16 protein-coding genes are annotated in these 18240 nt (G+C 72.6%); 6 read left to right on the top strand and 10 right to left on the bottom strand.

Annotated elements, in window-relative coordinates; genetic code table 11:
• Position 1: 1 nt before the first annotated feature.
• Both WMF11_RS32760 and rbfA read left to right on the top strand, forming a co-directional pair.
• Positions 2-397, top strand: a complete 396-nt coding sequence (locus WMF11_RS32760) for a DUF503 domain-containing protein (protein WP_437542711.1) — start codon at positions 2-4, stop codon at positions 395-397.
• Complete coding sequence (rbfA, locus tag WMF11_RS32755) at positions 394-765, top strand: 30S ribosome-binding factor RbfA (protein ID WP_437293698.1); 372 nt, start codon at positions 394-396, stop codon at positions 763-765. The genes WMF11_RS32760 and rbfA overlap by 4 nt, the downstream gene beginning before the upstream one ends.
• Before the next feature lie 39 nt (positions 766-804).
• On the opposite strand, the gene aat is transcribed toward rbfA, so the two are convergent.
• The 4 genes from aat to WMF11_RS32735 all read right to left on the bottom strand — a co-directional run bounded on the left by aat (position 805) and on the right by WMF11_RS32735 (position 6357).
• Complete coding sequence (gene aat, locus WMF11_RS32750; protein ID WP_437542708.1) at positions 805-1527, bottom strand: leucyl/phenylalanyl-tRNA--protein transferase; 723 nt, start codon at positions 1525-1527, stop codon at positions 805-807.
• A gap of 61 nt (positions 1528-1588) precedes the next feature.
• Positions 1589-2590, bottom strand: coding sequence for a glycosyltransferase (locus tag WMF11_RS32745; RefSeq protein ID WP_437973532.1), 1002 nt, complete (start codon positions 2588-2590; stop codon positions 1589-1591).
• 54 nt (positions 2591-2644) lie between these two features.
• Complete coding sequence (locus tag WMF11_RS32740; protein ID WP_437973531.1) at positions 2645-3400, bottom strand: hypothetical protein; 756 nt, start codon at positions 3398-3400, stop codon at positions 2645-2647.
• A gap of 86 nt (positions 3401-3486) precedes the next feature.
• A complete protein-coding gene (locus WMF11_RS32735) occupies positions 3487-6357 on the bottom strand; it encodes a carboxypeptidase regulatory-like domain-containing protein (RefSeq protein ID WP_437973530.1) in 2871 nt (956 codons plus the stop codon).
• A 340-nt stretch (positions 6358-6697) separates the two neighbouring features.
• On the opposite strand from WMF11_RS32735, the gene WMF11_RS32730 reads away from it, so the two are divergent.
• Both WMF11_RS32730 and WMF11_RS32725 read left to right on the top strand, forming a co-directional pair.
• On the top strand, positions 6698-8125 hold the full coding sequence (locus tag WMF11_RS32730) for a sigma-54-dependent transcriptional regulator (RefSeq protein ID WP_437542700.1): 1428 nt from the start codon (positions 6698-6700) through the stop codon (positions 8123-8125).
• Positions 8122-9129 carry an ABC transporter ATP-binding protein gene (locus tag WMF11_RS32725; protein ID WP_437903178.1) on the top strand — a complete coding sequence of 336 codons (1008 nt, stop codon included), beginning with the start codon at positions 8122-8124 and terminating at the stop codon, positions 9127-9129. The genes WMF11_RS32730 and WMF11_RS32725 overlap by 4 nt, the downstream gene beginning before the upstream one ends.
• Before the next feature lie 202 nt (positions 9130-9331).
• Here WMF11_RS32725 and glmM read toward each other — a convergent pair whose 3' ends face one another.
• The 6 genes from glmM to WMF11_RS32695 form a co-directional block, all read right to left on the bottom strand.
• On the bottom strand, positions 9332-10774 hold the full coding sequence (gene glmM / locus WMF11_RS32720) for a phosphoglucosamine mutase (RefSeq protein WP_437903176.1): 1443 nt from the start codon (positions 10772-10774) through the stop codon (positions 9332-9334).
• Positions 10775-11022: 248 nt separating this feature from the next.
• Complete coding sequence (locus tag WMF11_RS32715; protein ID WP_437903175.1) at positions 11023-12075, bottom strand: SDR family NAD(P)-dependent oxidoreductase; 1053 nt, start codon at positions 12073-12075, stop codon at positions 11023-11025.
• Positions 12076-12160: 85 nt separating this feature from the next.
• A complete protein-coding gene (locus WMF11_RS32710; protein WP_437903173.1) occupies positions 12161-13483 on the bottom strand; it encodes a bifunctional folylpolyglutamate synthase/dihydrofolate synthase in 1323 nt (440 codons plus the stop codon).
• Positions 13480-14337 carry an acetyl-CoA carboxylase, carboxyltransferase subunit beta gene (gene accD, locus WMF11_RS32705; protein ID WP_437293688.1) on the bottom strand — a complete coding sequence of 286 codons (858 nt, stop codon included), beginning with the start codon at positions 14335-14337 and terminating at the stop codon, positions 13480-13482. Before accD ends, WMF11_RS32710 begins: the two co-directional genes overlap by 4 nt.
• 10 nt (positions 14338-14347) lie before the next feature.
• Positions 14348-15013, bottom strand: a complete 666-nt coding sequence (locus tag WMF11_RS32700; RefSeq protein WP_437903171.1) for a CoA transferase subunit B — start codon at positions 15011-15013, stop codon at positions 14348-14350.
• A 20-nt stretch (positions 15014-15033) separates the two neighbouring features.
• Positions 15034-15792 carry a CoA transferase subunit A gene (locus WMF11_RS32695; protein WP_437542683.1) on the bottom strand — a complete coding sequence of 253 codons (759 nt, stop codon included), beginning with the start codon at positions 15790-15792 and terminating at the stop codon, positions 15034-15036.
• A 351-nt stretch (positions 15793-16143) separates the two neighbouring features.
• Between WMF11_RS32695 and WMF11_RS32690 the strand changes: the two genes are divergently transcribed.
• Positions 16144-17457, top strand: coding sequence for a penicillin-insensitive murein endopeptidase (locus tag WMF11_RS32690; RefSeq protein WP_437903169.1), 1314 nt, complete (start codon positions 16144-16146; stop codon positions 17455-17457).
• A gap of 149 nt (positions 17458-17606) precedes the next feature.
• On the top strand, positions 17607-18239 hold the full coding sequence (locus WMF11_RS32685; protein ID WP_437903168.1) for a hypothetical protein: 633 nt from the start codon (positions 17607-17609) through the stop codon (positions 18237-18239).
• Position 18240: the final 1 nt, after the last annotated feature.

Genomic DNA, 18240 nt, shown 5'->3' with positions numbered 1-18240 from the left:
GATGTTCGTGGGTGTACTCCGTCTCCGTCTCGATATCGTCGGGGCCCGCTCCCTCAAGGACAAGCGCAGCGTGGTGCGCTCCCTGAAGGAGCGGGCGCAGGGCCGGATGCGCGTTTCGATCGCCGAGGTCGGCGTGCTCGACGATCCGAGGCGGGCGACGCTCGGCGTCGCGGTCGTCTCGAACTCGTCGGTCATGTGCGACAAGGTCCTCGCCGACGTGGCCGCGATGGCGGGGTCGCTGCCGCACGCCGTCCTCACGGATCGGGCGACCGAGATCGTGCCGTTCGGCGATGGAGGCGCTGGGGTGCAGGGCGGCATCGAGCAGGCGCTCGGCCGTGACGATGGAGATCTGGGAGCGTCCTCGGACATGTTCGAGGACGCAGAGGACGACGAATGAGCGGCGTGGTGAAGCGGGCGACGCGGGTCGCCGAGCGGCTCCGTGAGGACCTGTCCAACCTGCTCCGAGATCTGCGTGACCCGCGGATCGCCGGCGTGCTCGTGTCGCGCGTGGAGATCACCGACGACCTGCAGAGCGCGAAGGTCCACGTGCGCCACGAGTTCGGCGCGGAGGACGCAGCGGCGCGCCGCGCCCTGCTCAAGGGGCTAGAGGCGGCGTCGGGCCGGCTGCGCAGGGACGTCGCCCGCACGATGGGGCTGCGCGTGGTGCCGACGTTGCGCTTCTTTTACGACGAGGGTCCCGACGCCGAGCGGCGGATCGAGGAGCTGCTCCGAGAGATCAAGGACGGCTCGGGCGGCGAGCGCTAGCGCGGGGTCGAGCGGCGTGCGGCCGAAGCTCGGCGACGATCAACGCGAGATGAGCCGCTCGATCGCCTGCGGGGGATCGAGGTCGAAGCGCCACGGTCCCAGCCTGGTCGGGGCGTCGAGCGCCGCCTTCAGCGCGCCGAGGAACTCGCGCCGCGGCCACTCCACGGCGCCGAATCGCTCCAGGTGGTCCGTGTACACCTGGCAGTCCACCAGCGCGAAGTCCCAGGCGACGAGGTTCCCGAGGAGCGTCGCGAACGCGACCTTCGAGGCGTCGGGCGCGCGCGCGAACATCGACTCGCCGAAGAACATCCGCCCCAGCGACACGCCGTAGAGGCCGCCGACGAGCTCGCCGTTCGACCACGCCTCGATGCTGTGCGCGACCCCGGCGGCGTGCAGCGCCGTGTAGCCGGCGATGAGCTCCTCGGTGATCCACGTGCCGTTCTGCCCAGGGCGCGGCGCGGCGCTGCAGGCCTGCATGACCCGCTCGAACGCCGTGTCGGTCCGCACCTCGATCTCGCCCCGGCGCACCCGCTTGCGCAGCGAGTGCGGGACGTGCGCCTCGCGCGGCGGCAGGACGAAGCGCGGATCCGGGGAGAACCAGAGCAGCGGCAGCCCCTCGTGAGGCCAGGGGAAGATGCCCCGACGGTAGCCGGCCAGCAGCCGCTCCGGCGAGGCCTCGCCGCCCACGGCCACGATCCCCTCGGGGGTCGCGCGCTCTGGCGGAGGGAAGTCGAGCTTGCTCGTGAGCACCGGGACCCGCATCGCTGTGGGATCGAATCCTCCCAAAAGAGCGCGCGGTTGCAAAGCGTCGCCTGGCGCGCGCTCAGGAGGCGCACACGTAGTCGGAGCCCTCGACGAAGCCGCGCGCCGCGAGGTGGCCGCGGATGAGCGCGCGCGCCCCCCGCGCCCCCACGGCGACGACGAGGGTCTCTGCGCCGCGCTCCAGCCGCGACGGGTCGACGATCGGCGCGCCTTGCGCGATCCGGCCGATCTTGCGCGGATCGATGTCCACGAACCGCGCGGGCGCCACGCCGTTCCGGGCGAGCGCCCTCGCCAGCCGCCGGCCTGTCTTTCCCGCGCCCCACACGGCCACCGGGCGCGCTGGGCCCAGCTTCCTCGCGAGGTAGTGCGCCTTTGCCTCGAGGAACCGCGCGATCGCGTACCGCGGATCGGCGAAGGTGGCGCGCCCCTCGCGGTGCCGCCAGCGCAGGCCGAGCTCCGGGAGCTTCGCCATCCGCGCGCCCGCGGCGTCGAGGCGCAGCCACAGGTCGTAGTCCTCCGCCCACGGGACCTCCCGGAACCCGCCCACCTGCTCCAGCGCGCTCCGCCGCAACATCACCGACGGGTGGCACAGCGGGGACTCCACGAACATCTCGCGCGCGTGATCCTCCGGGGTGACGATCGAGTTCAGCCAGTCGACGTAGCGCAGCATGCCCTCGCCGATCGGCCCGGCAGCGAACGCCTCGACGCGGGCCCCGACGACGCCGAGCCGCGGATCCCGGAGGAGCGTCTCCGCTTGTCGCGCGAGCCGCTCGCCGACCGAGATGTCGTCGCCATCCATGCGGGCGAGGAGCTCGCCGCGCGCCACCTCCGCCGCGCGGGAGAGCGCCTGCGCGATCCCCACACCGCCCGTCGCGACCTGGAGGACGCGGCGATCGCGCTGCGCGATGCGCGCGACCCTGGCAGGGCCGCCGTCCGTCGACCCGTCGTCCACGGCGACCACCTCCAGGTCGACCGCGCGCTCGGCGAGCACGCTCTCCAGCGCCTCCTCGATCGTCGCTTCCGCCTGCCGGTATGGAAGCAAGACGGAGACGAGCGGCGCCACGCGGAGACCATGGCGGCGCGCCCGCGCAGCGTCCACAAGAACGGGCGCGGACGCCTAGCGCTTCTTGAAGTCGCCGAGGTGCGTGATGTACCAGCGGCCCTGCCACGAGATGATCGTGTGGACGTCCAGGCTCGCCGGCTTCCCGTCGATCTCGTACTTCAGCTTGCCGTGAAAGGAGCGGTAATAGCCGATCTTGTTGACCTCGTCCCCCGGAGGCACCCACTTCGGCTTGGAGCCCACCACGAAGCCGACGAACCGCGCCCCCTCCCAGCTCTTGCGCTTCCGATGCATCGACTTCACGTCGTTCACGTAAGCGGCGTGGAGGTTGTCCCAGTACTTGCCGGGATCCTTCACGTCCTTGAGCGGGATGAACGGCTCCTTGGGGAACCAAAAGGGCTCGGCCAGCGCCGGCTCCTTCTTCACGATGGCGTCGAACAACGCCCTGGCGCGCGCCGTGAGCTCCTCGCTCTCGAGCGCCGGCAGGATCTTGTTGTCCGCGCGGGCGGAGGTCGCGGCGCTGGGGTCGGCGCCCGCGCTGGGCGCCGCTCCTGGGCCGGGCGATGCGTCGGGCGCGTCGGCGGCCGCGCGATCGCCCCCGTCCTGCGGAGGCTCCGCCGCGCTTGCGTCCTCCGGGCGAGGCGCTGACGCCACCTCGGCCGCGCTGGCGCCTGCCGTCGCTGCTGCCGCCGTTGGCGCGGCGCCGACCGAGGAGGGCCGGGCGCTCTCGGCTGGCCGGGCATCGGGCGCCGGGGTGGGCGCCGCGCAACCCGCCACCACGGCCAGCGCGGTCGCGATGACCTGCTTGATCATGCGCGTGCCCTATCGCAGCGCCCCGGCGCCGACAAGCGACGCCGAGGCGCGGCCGGATGCGGGGCCCGCCCGTCGGCGGACCTGGCTCACTTCTCCACGATGATGAACTGAACGCGCCTGTTCTTGGCCTTGTTCGCGGGCGTGACGTTCGGCGCGACGGGGCGGTCCTGTCCATAGCCCTTCGCGAGCAGCCGCGAGCCGTCGACGCCGGCCCGGATCAGCCAGGCGCGCACCGCGTTCGCCCGGGCCTCGCTGAGCGTCTGGTTGTGCTCACGCCCGCCCGTGTTGTCGGTGTGCCCCTGGATCTCGACCTTGCGGATGTTCGGATTCCGCTGGAGCACGTCCGCGATCTCCTCCATCAGCGCGTTCGAGTCGCCGAGGATCTTCGCCGAGTCGGTCTCGAAGTGGATCTGCCGCGAGATCTTGATCTCGTTGCCCAGCACCTTCACGAGCGAGATCTTCGGCCGCTTGTTCACCGTGAGGGCGGCGCGCGTGTCCTCGCTCGTCCGGACGTCGGCCTGGTTGACGTGGTTCATGTAGCCCTGCGCCTCGACCTTGAGCGTCACCGCGCCGGCCGGCAGGTCGGGGAAACGGAAGGCGCCGCTGCCGTCGGCCGTCGCCGTCTGCTCGTGGCCCGCAGCGTCGACCAGCCGGATCGTCGCGCCAGCGACCGCGTCCCCGCTCTCCGCGTCCTTCACCGTCCCGACGATGTTGCCCGTCTTGGGCAGCGCCTCGAGCGAGCAGTCGACGTCCACGAACGTCGGCCCCTGCGGCTGCGTCGGGCTCGGCGCAGCGCCAGGCCCTCCGGGCTGCGGACCGAAGGGCCCAGGCTGTCCGGGCTGCGGGCCGAAGGGCCCAGGCTGTCCGGGCTGCGGACCGAAGGGACCCGGCTGTCCGGGCTGCGGACCGAAGGCGCCGGGCTGCCCGGGCTGCGGGCCGAAGGGCCCAGGCTGTCCGAGTTGCGGACCGAAGGCGCCGGGCTGCCCGGGCTGCGGGCCGAAGGGCCCAGGCTGTCCGAGTTGCGGACCGAAGGCGCCGGGCTGCCCGGGCTGCGGACCGAAAGGCCCAGGCTGCCCGGGTTGCGGGCCGAAAGGCCCAGGCTGCCCGGGTTGCGGGCCGAACGCCCCGGGTTGCCCCGGCGCTGCCCCGCCAGGGAGGATCGTCGCCTGGCAGGTGCCGGGCTTGTACCCGTTCGCCCGGATGTTGAAGGTGTACGTCCCCGGCTCGAGGTGCCGTGTGAGGAAGCGGCCGTCCGGCCCTGTCGCGTACGGTGGCTGCGCCGCGCCCTCGATCGTCACGATGGCGTCCGCCACCGCCCCGTCGGGCTTGTTCTGCTCGTGCACGAAGCCGCGCGCGAAGGTCTGCGGCGCCGGCACGAGCTGCGGCGGCTCCTTGATGATCTGCGGCGCGGGGGCCGGCGGCGGCTCCTTCTGCTTCGTGTCGTACGCATAGCCAATCCCGAGATAGAGCGTCCACGGCGCCTGAGGCGCGACCTCCTCGATGAACACGGAGGTCGCCGACAGGCCGAGGTCGAACGCCGCGTGCCCGGAGAGCCCGCGGAACGCCTTCTCGAACGGCGTCACCCGCACGCCGAGCGACAGCCGCGACGGCGCCGCGGCATAACCCGGTCCGCCCTGGTTCTGCGGGTCAGGAGACGCGAAGTCGTCGAGTCCGAGGCAGACGTCGCCGCGCGACACGGTCTTCGTGTGGCACTCGTAACCCTGCCGGTTCACCGGGATGTCGAGGGTGTACTCCAGGTAAGGCTGCACCTTCGGCAGCGGCACCTCGACGCCGAGGTGGGTCTGGAAGAAGTCGACGCGGTTGATGCCGAGCCCGAACCGCTCGATCCGCGAGATCGGCTGCCGCTCGCGATCGTCCGTGAACGCCTTCGCGCGCGCCTTCTCGACCTCCTCCACGAGGACGCCGGAGTTGTCGAGCTTGTAGCCGAGGTTCACGTTCACCCGCAGCGGGAACCCCTTGCCCTGCGGCTTGCGCAGATCGAGCGACGCGAGCCCGCGGAAGACCGCGCTCGTGCCGCCGCCGGCGAGGCCGACGCTGCCGGTCCCGTTGAGCAGGAGCAGCTGCGCCTCGCCGCCGAAGGAGAACGGCTTGCCGATCTTCGTGGGGGTGAACGCCTTCACGCCGAACGTCGTGTCGCCGAGCACCTGCAGCAGCCGCGGGCGACCCTGGTCGTTCGCGTTCGCGAACGTGCGGATCGACGCGTACCCCTCGAGGAAGGGCAGGGGGGTCGCGTTCAGCGCGAAGAACGCTCCGACGTGGCTCGCCGAGTCCTCCTTCGCGTCAGGACCGCACGTGATCGGGTGACCGGCGAGCGTCGACTCCGCCGGATCGCAGAGGAAGCCGCTCGTGGAGAACCAGTCGAGCAGGAACGACACCCGGAAGGTGCCCGGCGCGCCCGAGCCCGCGTACGACGTCCTGAGAAGGCCGGTCGAGCCCCACAGGTTCGGCTGCGCGGTGAGGGAGAGCGCCCGCTCCTCCTCGTCCCACGCGGTGGATGTCGGCGCCGTCGCGCTGGCCTGGAGGCCCTGATCACCGACCGACGCCTGCGCGCCGAAAGAGACGCTCCCGTCCGGCGGCGGTTGGCCCGGCTGCGGCCCGAACTGCGGCGGAGCGTCGCCCGGAAAGCCCGGCTGCGGCCCGAAGGGGCCGGGCTGACCTGGCTGCGGCCCGAAGGGGCCGGGCTGACCTGGCTGCGGCCCGAAGGGGCCGGGCTGACCTGGCTGCGGCCCGAAGGGGCCGGGTTGCACGGGAGGTTGCTCGGGCCCGAAAGCGCCGGGCGGCTGCGCGGGCTGGCCTGGGATCGGCTGAGGTCCGAAGGGCGGCTGCGGCTGCTGCGCCTCGGCAGCGCCCGCGAGCGTGAGCGAGCCGACGAGCGGCAGCGCCGTGAGCGCAGCGCGCCGGGGCCTGTCGGCAAACACCTTCCGAAGCGTATGCATCGAGCCTCACCCGCGAGATCGAACAAGGAAACGCCCGCCAATCGGGACGGTGGAGACCTCGCGCGCGGCCCGTTGTATCACTCCGGGCGGCGCGTGAAACAGCGGTTTTCGCTGACAGCAGCTCCGCGACAGGCGCGCCGTACGGCTCGATAAGTACGGCATCCCCCGCGCGGTGATGCGGAGCCCTTCGGCCTTCTCTGCGCGAGGCACGGCGCCGCGCCGCCGCGCCGCCTCGGTCGCAAACGTGCTCGACCAGAGCGCCCGCGGTCCCCGCCGCCGCTCGGCCGGGGCCGAGCAGCCGTCCAATTCCGCGGACGCGCATGCTAGGAAAGCCATCACCATGGCATCCCGCGGGCGCATCCTGATCGTCGACGACGAGGCCAACGCGCGCGCGGCGCTCTCGGAGATCCTCCGCGAGGAGGGGTACACGACCGAGACCGCGGCCGACGGCTTCAAGGCGCTCGGCAAGCTCGAGGAGTTCGCGCCCGACGTGGTCCTGACCGATCTGAAGATGCCTGGGCTCGACGGCATCCGGATGATGGAGAAGGCGCAGCTCGCGCTGCCGGACGCGACCTTCGTCGTCATGACCGCGTTCGGCACCATCTCGAGCGCGGTCGAGGCGGTGAAGAAGGGCGCGTACAACTACCTGACGAAGCCGCTCGATTTCTCGGTGCTCGCGGTCGTGGTCGAGCGCGCGGTGGAGCGGGCGCGGCTCCTCCAGGAGAACTCGCGGCTGCGCGAGCGGCTGCGCGAGCGCAACGCGTTCGGGCACGTGATCGCGAGCCACCCGAGCATGGCGAAGGTCCTCCGGCTGGTCGAGCAGGTGGCGCCGAGCCGCGCGAGCGTGCTGATCGTGGGCGAGACGGGCACGGGCAAGGAGCTCATCGCCGAGATGATCCACCGCGCCAGCCCGCGGGCGAAGGCGCCGCTCGTCCGGCTGAACTGCGCCGCGCTGAGCGAGTCGCTCCTCGAGAGCGAGCTGTTCGGCCACGAGCGCGGCGCCTTCACCGGCGCCGTCGGCCGCCGCGAGGGCCGCTTCGAGCAGGCGAGCGGCGGCACCCTGTTCCTGGACGAGGTGAGCGAGATCCCGCTCGCCACGCAGGTGAAGCTCCTGCGCTTCCTGCAGGAGCGGACGTTCGAGCGGGTGGGCGGCAACGAGACGCTCAAGATCGACGTGCGGATCCTCGCCGCGTCGAACCGCGATCTGCGCCAGCGCATCGCCGAGGGGGTGTTCCGCGAGGACCTCTATTACCGGCTCAACGTCGTCACCCTGGAGATCCCGCCGCTCCGCGAGCGCCGGAGCGACATCCCCGAGCTCGCGACGTTCTTCCTCGGCCGCTACGCGCAGGAGAACGGCAAGCGCATCGAGGGCTTCACCGACGAGGCGCTGTCGGCGCTGACGTCCTACTCGTTCCCCGGCAACGTGCGCGAGCTGGAGAACGCGATCGAGCGGGCGGCGGTGCTCTGCGACGGCGCGCGCATCGAGCTCCGGCACCTGCCGGCGCAGATGTCGTCCGAGCCGGCCGAGTCCGTCGACGCGATGCCGCGCGTCCCCGGGAGCACCATCTACGACCTGGAGCGCTACGCGATCCTGCGCACGCTCGAGGCGTGCAAGGGCTCGACCTCGAAGGCGGCGACGATCCTCGGGATCAGCCCGCGCAAGATCCAGTACAAGCTGCACGAGTACAGCGCGGCCAACGCGCGCGGCCGGGCGCGGCCGGGAGACGGCGCGCCGGGCGAGAGCCCCGAGGGGGAGGAGGGCGCATGAGCAACGCAGCCGAGCGCATCGTCGAGCCGCGCGACCGGGGTGCCGCGCCGGCCAGCTCCGCCGAGGAAGGGGCGCCGGAGGGCGAGCTGCTGATCGACGTCCGCGGCCTCCTGAAGACGTTCCGGGTGGGCTTCCTGCGCCGGAAGGCGGTCGAGGCGGTCAAGGGGGTGAGCTTCGACGTACGGCGCGGCGAGATCTTCGGCTTTCTCGGGCCGAACGGGGCCGGCAAGACGACGACGATCAAGATGCTGACGGGCCTCATCGCCCCGACCGGCGGCGAGGCGTACCTGTTCGGCGCGCGCGTGCCGTCGCCCGAGGCGCGCCGGAAAATCGGCTTCTTGCCGGAGAACCCGTACGTCTACCCCTACCTCACCCCGCGCGAGTTCGTGGAGCTCTGCGGTCGCCTCTCCGGGATGAGCGGCGCTGCGCTGCGCAGGCGGGCGATGGAGGTGCTCGATCAGGTGAAGATCGCGTACGCGGCGGATCGGCAGGTGCGCCGGCTGTCGAAGGGGATGCTGCAGCGCACGGGGCTGGCGGCCGCGCTGGTCGCCGATCCGGAGATGCTGATCCTGGACGAGCCGATGAGCGGCCTCGATCCGGTCGGCCGCAAGGAGGTGCGCGATCTCATCTTCGCCGAGCGCGACCAGGGCCGGACGATCTTCTTCTCGACGCACATCCTGAGCGACGTCGAGGCGATGTGCGATCGCGTGGCGATCCTGCGCGAGGGCCAGGTGGTCGTGAGCGGCGCGATCCGCCAGCTGCTGCGGGGCGACGTGCTGCGCACCGAGGTCACCCTGGCGGGCGCGAGCGAAGGACTCCTCGCCGATCTCGGCGCGAAGGGCTTCGCGACCACGCGCCGGGGCGACGTCGTCGTGGTCGACGTGGAGGGCGAGGCGCGCGTGCGCGACGTGCTGCGGGCGTCGCTCGCGGCGGGCGCGCAGGTCGTCGAGGTCGCGCCGCGCCGCGAGACGCTAGAAGACCTCTTCATGCGCCGCGCCCTGTAGCCAGCGCCGGCCTGTCCCCAAGGCAGCGGTAGGCCCCCGGAGAGGGTGTCCTCTGCGCGGGGTGGGGGATGGGCCGATGTTTGAGGCGCACCCATGGATCATCCGGCATCGCCGGATGATCCATGGGTGCGCCGAGTTCGGCGGGGCCCCCACCCCGCGCAGAGGACACCCTCGCCGGGGGCCGGGCAGCCCTGGCTACGAGCTACGCCGATGCCCCAGCGACGTCCTGCTTGGCCGCTTCGATGATCTCGAGCGCGTACGCCCCGATGGTCGACGCGTCCTCGCCCTCGACCATGACGCGGAGCTTCGGCTCCGTCCCGCTCCAGCGCACGAGGATGCGCCCCTTGTCGCCCAGCGTCTTCTCGATGCGATCCACGGTGACCCGCGTCCGCTGCATGCTGTCGAGCGGCAGCCGCGTCGCGAACGTCGCGTTCTCCAGGACCTGCGGCACCCGCTGCATCGCCTTCGAGGCGAGCTCGCTCAGCGGCTTGTCCTCCTCCATCATGATGGCGAGCACCTGCAGCGCCGCCACGATGCCGTCGCCCGTCGTCGCGTGGTCCAGGAAGATGAGGTGCCCCGACTGCTCGCCGCCGAACGAGTAGCCGCCGTTCCGCATCGCCTCGACGACGTAGCGATCCCCGACCGCCGTGCGGACGACGTGCCCGTTCTGGGCCTTGAGCGCCCGCTCGAGCCCGAGGTTCGACATCACCGTCGTCACGATCGTGTTCCGCGGCAGCTTGCCGGTGCGCAGCATCCGGAGCGCGCAGAGCGCCATGATCGCGTCGCCGTCCACGACCTCGCCGCGCTCGTCGACCATGATCACCCGGTCCGCGTCGCCGTCGAGCGCGATGCCGATGGCCGCGCCGCGCTTGAGCACCTCGGCCTTCACGTGCTCCGGGTGCAGGGCGCCGGTCTCGCGGTTGATGTTGCGGCCGTTCGGCTTCACGCCGAGCGCCGTCACGTTCGCGCCGAGCTCCGTGAACACCGAGGGCGCCACGCGGTACGCCGCCCCGTGCGCCGCGTCGACGACGATCTTCACGCCGTCGAGCGAGAGGGCCGTGGGGAACGTGTTCTTGCAGAACACGACGTACCGCCCGCGCGCGTCGTCGAGCTTCACCGCGCTGCCGATCCCCGCCCCGACAACCCGCGCCTCGTCGAGCTCGTGGCTCTCCATGAGCCGCTCGATCTCTTCCTCCGCGGTGTCGGGCAGCTTGTAGCCGTCGGGCCCGAAGATCTTGATGCCGTTGTCCTGGTACGGGTTGTGGCTCGCGCTGATCACGACCCCGGCGTCGGCCCGCATGCTCTGCGTGAGCTGCGCGACCGCCGGCGTGGGGATCGGCCCGCTGAGCATCACGCGCCCGCCCATCGCGCACACGCCGGACGCGATCGCGGTCTCGAGCATGTAGCCGGACAGGCGCGTGTCCTTCCCGATCACCACCCGCACCTGCCGCGCCTTCCCGTGGCTCGCGACGAACGCGATCGCGCGCCCGAGCCGCAGCGCCATCTCGGGCGTCATCGGCGGCTGGTTCGCCACGCCGCGCACCCCGTCGGTGCCGAAGAGCTTGCGGCCTGCGGCCTGCTTCTGCGGTTCGCCCGTCGCCGACGGAGCGCCCTCCCTAGGATCCTTCTTGGTGTGCTTCGGCACGGTCCCTCTCTGTGGTGTGGGGCTGAGGAGACCACCCTTAGCAACCTTTGCCAAGACGGCCTACGGCCAATCGCCGCCGCAGCGACATTGACGCGGCCTACATCGCGCCGCTTTGTAGCGTGGCCGCTATCGTGCCGCGTCTGCGCCGTTTTGCAGCGCAGTAGCAACCGCGCCGTGTTTACAGCGCGGTCGCTACTGCGCCGTGTTTACAGCGCGGTCGCTGCTGCGCCGCTTGTGCAGCGCGGTCATTACCGCGCCGCTGCCGGCGGCGCCTCGTTGTTGCGCCGAGCTGCCTCGTTGCTCAGGCGCAGCAAGACCGATCCCTGCGCCGGCGTGCGCAGGTCTCGGCCCTTCGTCGTGCCCTCGCCGCCGCCCGGCGGCGGAAGGAGCGCGTTGACGAGGCCCATCAGCCTCACCGTCGCCTGCGGCGCGATGCCGTGCGCCCAGCTCAGCAGGTGCGACGACAGCCCGAGCTTCACCTCGGTGCGCCCCTCGCGCGCCGCCGCCACCACCCGCCGCGCCGCGCGCCGCGCGTCGATCGTCGCGATCGGGAGCGACGAGGCCAGGCCGAACCAGCCGAACTCGTGCTGCGGGCTGCCGCCGAACGCGGCGTTGTAGATCGACCCCGTGCGCATCGGCCCCGGGATCACCGTCGTGACGCGCGGGCCCCTCGCGCCGCCGTGCGTGAGCTCCGCCTGCACGCTCTCCGAGAAGCCCATCATCGCGAACTTCGACGCGTTGTACCCGAGCAAGTGCGGCACGGCGACGCGCCCGCCGATGGACACCACGTTCACGATGCGCGCCGCGCGCCCATGCCGCCTCAGGTGCGGCAGCGCGCGCAGCGTCGCGTGGACCGCGCTCCAGAAGTTCGAGCGCATCGCCTCGTCGAGCTCCTCCACCCGGAGGTCTTGCATGGGCGCCACCTGGATCACGCCGGCGTTGTTGACGAGCACGTCGATCCGGCCGAACGCCCTCGCCACGCCGTCGATGAACGCCTCGGCGGCGGCGCGGTCGCCGAGATCGCACGCCGCCGCGTGCACCTCGACGCCGAGCGCCTGCAGCCGCTGCTCCGCCCGGTAGAGCGCCTCCGCGTCGCGGCCGGCGATCGCCACCCGGGCGCCGTGCCGGCCGAACTCCTCGGCCAGCAGCAGCCCCAGGCCGCGAGAGCCGCCCGTGATGATCACGACCCGGCCGCGCAGATCGAGCCGCCGAAGCGCGCGGAACGCCGTCCGCGCGAGCGCGGCCGCCACGAGGGCCGCCGCAGAGAAGAGCACCGGAGAACGCCGCTTTCTGAACGCCATGCCGCGGAGGACGGCATCGCGCGTGCCACCCGCCGCGCGCCGGCGGGCAGCGACGCGCCTGCACAGCGCGCCGCTCGCGCCCGCTTCAGAGCGTGACGACCGGATCCGCCACGATGCCGAGCAGCGCCGAGCGCACCTCGCCGACCAGGTAGATCGAGCCGGCCACGACCACGAGCCCGCCGGGCGCGGCGGCCTCGATCGCGCGCGCCACCGCGGCGCGCGGATCGCCGATCGCCTCGCCCGGCGCGACCCCGCGCAGCGCATCGAGCGGCGCGGCCGCGCGGCCCTTCGGCGTCACATAGAACCGGCGGTGCGCTCGTGGCGCGAGCACCTGTAGCATTTCGCCCCACCCCTTGTCGGCCATCGCCCCGAACACGAGCGTGGTGAGCGCCGCCCCCGGACCCTCCTCGTCGAGCCACGCCGCGAGCGCCTGCGCGCCGTGCGGGTTGTGCGCACAGTCGAGCAGGACATGGGCGCCGCCCGCGTCGATTCGCTCCAGGCGACCGGGCCAGCGGGCCGCAGCGAGCCCACCCGCGAGCGCCCGCTCGACCTCGGGCCATCGCCCGGCGAGCTGCCACGCGATACCGCACGCCACGCCGGCGTTCTCGGCCTGGTGCGCGCCGCGGAGGCCGAGCTCCACCTCGATCTCGCGGCGCCCCGGCCCGGCGACGCGCGTCGCGCCCGCCCCGCGCCCGCCGCGCCCCACCGCGATCTCGCCCGCGCTCCCGCCGCGCTCCGCCGGCGCGACGCGGAGGCGAGGCCCGGCGCCGATCGCCTGCGCTGCCGCCTCGATCGCGGCGTCGGCCTCGGGATCGAGGGGGCCGAGCACCGCGGGCGCGCCCGCCTTGAGGATGCCCGCCTTCTCCCGGGCGATGTCCGTCAGCGTCGGGCCGAGCACGGCCTGGTGGTCGAGCGCGATCGACGTGATCGCCGTGCAGAGCGGCGCCGAGATCACGTTCGTGGCGTCGAGCCGCCCGCCGAGGCCCACCTCGAGGATCGCGAGGTCGACGTCCGCCTCGCGGAAGGCCACGAACGCGGCGACCGTCAGCGCCTCGAAGAACGTGAGCGGCGAGGGGACACGCTCGAGCGCGGCGGCGAGCGCGCGCTCGAGCGCCGCGTCGCCGATCATCTCTCCCCCGACGCGGATGCGCTCGGCGAAGCGAGACAGGTGCGGCGACGTGTACAGGCCGGTCCGGAGCCCGGCCTCGCGCGCGATCGACTCGACCATCGCGCACACGCTGCCCTTGCCGTTCGTGCCAGCGACGTGCACCGCCGGGAGGCCTTCGTGGGGATCGCCGAGCGCGGAGAGCGCCTCGCGGACCCGGCCGAGCCCGAGCTCCATCCCCCGCGGCGCCCGCTGCCCGAGCGCCTCGAGCAGCGCGGGCAGCCGCGGCGCCGCCGAGGTCATCGCCGCGCTCGGCGGCTGGCCGTGAGGTGCTGGAGCAGCGTCCCGATGTACGCCTTCATCTCGGGGCGCGGGACGATGGCGTCGACCATCCCGTGGTCGAGCAGGAACTCGGACCGCTGGAAGCCCGCCGGCAGCGTCTGCCGGATCGTGTTCTCGATGACCCGCGGGCCGGCGAAGCCGATGAGCGCCTTGGGCTCGGCGATGTTCGCGTCGCCCAGGAAGGCGAAGCTCGCCGCGACGCCGCCCGTCGTCGGGTGGAGCAGCACCGACAGGAACGGCAGCCGCGCCTTGCGGTACCGCTCGAGCGCCGCCACGCTCTTCGCCATCTGCATCAGCGAGAGGATGCCCTCCTGCATCCGCGCGCCGCCCGACGCCTGGAGGAGCACCACCGGGAGCTCCTCGCGCGTCGCGCGCTCGAACAGGCGGGTGATCTTCTCGCCGACGACCGAGCCCATGCTCCCGCCCATGAAGGCGAAGACGAACGCGCCGTAGGCGATGTCGCGGCCGCCCAGCCTGCCGCGGCCGATCTCGATCGCCTCCTTCGCGCGGCCCTTCTTGTGGAGCGCCGCGACGCGGTCCCGGTAGCTCTTGCCGTCGCTGAACCGGAGCGGGTCGTTCGGGACGAGGTGCTCGTCCCACGCGGCGAGCTCGCCGTCGTCGAGCAGGAGCCTCCGCCACCCGTCGGCGTCGAGCTTGTGGTGGTGGCCGCACTGCGAGCACACCTCGAAGGTGCGCGCGAGCTCGGCGGCGTCGTGCGTGTGCGAGCAGCCGTCGCAGCGACGGAACACGCCCGCTCCCAGCGAGCGCTTCTCGCTCGCGTCGGTCGTCGGCAGGGTCTTTTCAGGCCAGGTCATCGGCGAGCCCTCAGGCGCTCCCCAGGTCCATCTCGTTCACGTCGGAGGGGACCCGGAGCGTTGGTTGTGTCTTCTCCTGCACCTCTCGGGCGCTCACGCCGGGCGCGAGCTCGCGCAGCACGAGCCCCTCGGGCGTCACATCGAGCACGGCGAGATCGGTGATGATCCGGTGGACGACGCCCCGCCCGGTGAGGGGCAGCGCGCACTCGTTCAGGATCTTCGGCGCGCCGTTCTTCGCCGCGTGATCCATGATCACGACGACGCGCTTCGCGCTCACCACGAGATCCATCGCCCCGCCCATCCCCTTCACCATCTTGCCGGGGATCATCCAGTTGGCGAGATCGCCCTTCTCGGAGACCTCCATGGCCCCGAGGATCGCGAGGTCGATGTGGCCGCCCCGGATCTGCGCGAACGACTCGGCGCTCGAGAAGATCGCGGAGCCGGCGAGCATCGTCACGGTCTCCTTGCCGGCGTTGATGAGATCCGGATCCTCCGCGCCCTCGGCCGGGTAGGGGCCGATGCCGAGCAGCCCGTTCTCGCTCTGGAGCACCACCTCGACCCCGGCCGGGATGTAGTTGGCGACGAGCGTCGGCATCCCGATGCCGAGGTTGACGTAGTAGCCGTCCTTGAGCTCCAGCGCGGCGCGCTGCGCGATCTGTTCCCGCGTGAGTCCCATCGTGTCCCCTGTCCCCGCGCCTAGGCGGCCGACGCCTTGCGCACCGTCCGCCGCTCGATCCGCTTCTCGAAGCGCTCGCCCTGGAAGATCCGGTGCACGAAGATCCCGGGCGTGTGGATGTGGTCCGGGTCGAGCGAGCCGACGTCGACGAGCTCCTCCACCTCGGCGATCGTCACCTTCGCGGCCATCGCCATCATCGGGTTGAAGTTCATGGCGGTGTGGCGGTAGACGAGGTTGCCGAAACGGTCGCCCTTCCAGGCCTTCACGAGCGCGTAGTCGCCGCGGATGGCGGGCTCGAGCACGTAGTCGCGGCCGTCGAACTTTCGCACTTCCTTCTTCTCGGAGTACCTCTTCACCGCGCCGTCCGGGCCATAGAGCACGGGCAACCCGCCCTCGCTGATGGCCGTGCCCGCCCCGGTCGGCGTGTAGAACGCAGGGATCCCGGCGCCTCCGGCGCGGATGCGCTCGGCCAGCGTGCCCTGCGGCGTGAGCTCGACCTCGAGCTCGCCGCTCAGGTACTGGCGCTCGAACTCCTTGTTCTCGCCGACGTACGACGAGATCATCTTCCGGATCTGCCGGTTCTGAAGGAGGATCCCGAGGCCGAAGGCGTCGACTCCGCAGTTGTTGGACACGACCACGAGATCCTTCGTGCCGAGCTGCCGGAGCGCCGCGATGCAGTTCTCCGGGATGCCGCAGAGGCCGAAGCCGCCCGAGAGGATCGTGGCGCCGCCAGGGATGTCCCTCACGGCGTCCAGCGCGCTCTTGTAGACCTTGTCCATGGCCGACCGAGAGGTAGCCCAACTGGCCGCGAGGCAAAAGCCTCCGCTGCCGCCGCGACATGCCATGGCGCCGGCGCCGCAGCGCGGCACAGGGGCCGGGCGGCGCCGGCCGCGGCGCGGCGTCACGAGGTGATCCGCGCTCCTCGGCCGCGCTTCCGGCGGGCCGCGGGAACCTCGCGTGTGTCCGGGGTGCATGAGGCGCGCGTGGCGTCCGCCAGCGCTCGTTCACCGCACTTGCCAGCGCACATTCGGCGCAGGCTCGGCGCAGGTCTCGGGAGCGGCCCTCGGAGGGCGCGGCCAGGCGGCGCCGGCTTCTTGGCCCGGCCCGCCGAAACCCCGTAACGCACCGGTGTGCCTCGACCGCTCTCCGTGCTGTTCACGATCCTGGCGCTCTCCCTGTCCGGCTCGCAGACGGCCGCCGCGGCGCCGGATGCGCCGGCGCGCTCACACGCGCGCCCCACCGCGGAAGCAAAGCCGCGGGACGCCGCTGCCGCCAAGGCGCGCGGGGCGACGAAGCGCGCGCGGCTCGCGAAGGACGACACCAAGGGCCACCGCCCTCGCGCCGGCGACGCGGGCCCGCGATCGTCCGGGCCGGCCAGGGAGAAGGCCGCGCCCCAGGCGCCCGCCTCGTCGGTCGGCCATCCCAACGAAGGGCGCCTCGAGGGCGGCGTGCGGCTCGACACCTCGCGCAAGGACATCCGCGTCGTGCCCGCCTACGCCGGCGCCGACGTCCGCTGGGGGCTACCGGCGCTCGTCGGCATGATCGAGCGCGCGGCGCGCGGCGTGGCCAAGCGCTTCCCGGGCGCCGTGCTCGACGTCGGCGACCTGTCGCGCCAGCGCGGCGGCGAGGTCCACCGCCACAACTCCCACGAGAGCGGCCGCGACGTCGACCTCGGCTTCTACGCGCTCGACGCGCGCGGAAAGCAGGTCCACGCGCCGATCTTCCTCCGGTTCGACGCCCGGCTCGCCTCGACCAACGTGCCCGGGGCGCGCTTCGACCTGCCGCGCAACTGGCTGCTCGTCCAGCACCTGCTCACCGATCCTCGCGCCCGCGTGAGCCACATCTTCATCGCCGATCCGCTCCGGTCCGCGCTGATCGCTCACGCCAAGCGGATCGGCGTCTCCCGCGCGCTGATCGTCCGCGCGCAGCTCGCGATGATGCAGCCCACGGGCGCCGAGTCGCACGACGACCACATGCACGTGCGCATCTCCTGCCCCGCGGCCATGCGCGGCAGCTGCGTCGAGCTCGCGAAGAACGCCCCTTCCCGCGCCCGCGCGCGCATCGCGAGGAAGACGGACAGGGCGCTCCGGACACCGCCGCCGTCCGCGCGCGCCGAGGCCGCGCGCCGGCCGAAGGCCGCCGCGGCGCCCGCGCCGGAGCGGCCGCGCGAGCCCGGCGCCGGCCGGCGCGACCCGGCGCAGCCCTCGCGCCGCGACGACAAGCGACCTGAACGGGAAGCGCGCCGCTCCGCCCCGCACGCCGCTGCGAACGCCGAGGCGCTGCCGCTCGCCGCCACGCGCGCGGCGGCGCAGCAGCCCATGGGCGGCCTCGATCTGTCGTTCCTGCGTCCCGCTGCGTCCGAGGCGGAGATCGAGGCAAATTCGGATGGCGCCGACGCGAGCGGCGCGCTCGACGACAGCGGAGCGCTCAAGATCACGGACTGAGATCCGCCTCGCGCCGTTCACTACAAAGCGGCAAAGAGCCGGTAACGCGACGCATTGCAGGAAGTTCCGCAATCTCCGACCGGGGCGCCGTCGCGCCTGGACCCCGAGAGAAGACCTCGGGCAGACTGGGGCGGAGCAAAGGGGCGTTCATGCCGCAACCGCAAGAGGACTCCCACACCTCGATTCCCACGCTGCCGTCCGCGGCATCGCTCGTCGCCAGCGATCACGAGCGCCGCGCGCTGCTCGCGGCGCTCACGTTCGTCGGCAGGCCTCCCCGGAGCGCGGCGGCGCTCGCGATCTGGTTCGAGAAGCACCTCGTGGCCGCCGGGAGGATGCAGCGACCGGCCTACGTGACCGAGGGCTTCTCCAAGCAGGTGGCGCTCGGCCATCAGGCCCCGGCGGCCCCGGATGCGTCCGAGATCGAGCAGCTCGTCGACGCGGCGCGGTTCCGGGTGCTCGCCTCGCTTCGCGCCTTCATGCCGCCCGCCGCGGACGATCGCTTCCTCGCGGCGGCCATCGACAGCGGGCGCGTCCTGCGCGCCGCGGGCCTCGGGCCGTGGGAGCCGTGCCCGCGCGAGGAAGACCTGCTCAGCGACATCGTCCTCAGCCTCTTCGCCGCGGACATCCTCAACTTCCGCGAGTTCCACGACGCCTATCTCTGCGTCTGCAAGACCTGCTTTCGCATCGACTTCGACCCGAGCCAGTCCGGTCGCACCGGCTGCCCAGAGCACGAGCCGACCGTCACGGTCAACGTGATGCGCCGCAGCCGGCCGTCGCTCTGAC

Source organism: Sorangium sp. So ce295 (assembly GCF_051527405.1).
Taxonomy (GTDB): domain Bacteria; phylum Myxococcota_A; class Polyangia; order Polyangiales; family Polyangiaceae; genus Sorangium; species Sorangium cellulosum_B.
Note: the sequence above shows the minus strand (reverse complement) of the source record. Positions and strands in the feature narration are given on the sequence as shown.

Coding starts and splice junctions, on each gene's coding strand:
- WMF11_RS32760 (WP_437542711.1), top strand. CDS start 2: ATGTTCGTGGGTGTACTCCGTCTCCGTCTCGATATCGTCGGGGCCCGC.
- rbfA (WP_437293698.1), top strand. CDS start 394: ATGAGCGGCGTGGTGAAGCGGGCGACGCGGGTCGCCGAGCGGCTCCGT.
- aat (WP_437542708.1), bottom strand. CDS start 1,527: ATGCGGGTCCCGGTGCTCACGAGCAAGCTCGACTTCCCTCCGCCAGAG.
- WMF11_RS32740 (WP_437973531.1), bottom strand. CDS start 3,400: ATGATCAAGCAGGTCATCGCGACCGCGCTGGCCGTGGTGGCGGGTTGC.
- WMF11_RS32735 (WP_437973530.1), bottom strand. CDS start 6,357: ATGCATACGCTTCGGAAGGTGTTTGCCGACAGGCCCCGGCGCGCTGCG.
- WMF11_RS32730 (WP_437542700.1), top strand. CDS start 6,698: ATGGCATCCCGCGGGCGCATCCTGATCGTCGACGACGAGGCCAACGCG.
- WMF11_RS32725 (WP_437903178.1), top strand. CDS start 8,122: ATGAGCAACGCAGCCGAGCGCATCGTCGAGCCGCGCGACCGGGGTGCC.
- WMF11_RS32715 (WP_437903175.1), bottom strand. CDS start 12,075: ATGGCGTTCAGAAAGCGGCGTTCTCCGGTGCTCTTCTCTGCGGCGGCC.
- WMF11_RS32710 (WP_437903173.1), bottom strand. CDS start 13,483: ATGACCTCGGCGGCGCCGCGGCTGCCCGCGCTGCTCGAGGCGCTCGGG.
- accD (WP_437293688.1), bottom strand. CDS start 14,337: ATGACCTGGCCTGAAAAGACCCTGCCGACGACCGACGCGAGCGAGAAG.
- WMF11_RS32700 (WP_437903171.1), bottom strand. CDS start 15,013: ATGGGACTCACGCGGGAACAGATCGCGCAGCGCGCCGCGCTGGAGCTC.
- WMF11_RS32695 (WP_437542683.1), bottom strand. CDS start 15,792: ATGGACAAGGTCTACAAGAGCGCGCTGGACGCCGTGAGGGACATCCCT.
- WMF11_RS32685 (WP_437903168.1), top strand. CDS start 17,607: ATGCCGCAACCGCAAGAGGACTCCCACACCTCGATTCCCACGCTGCCG.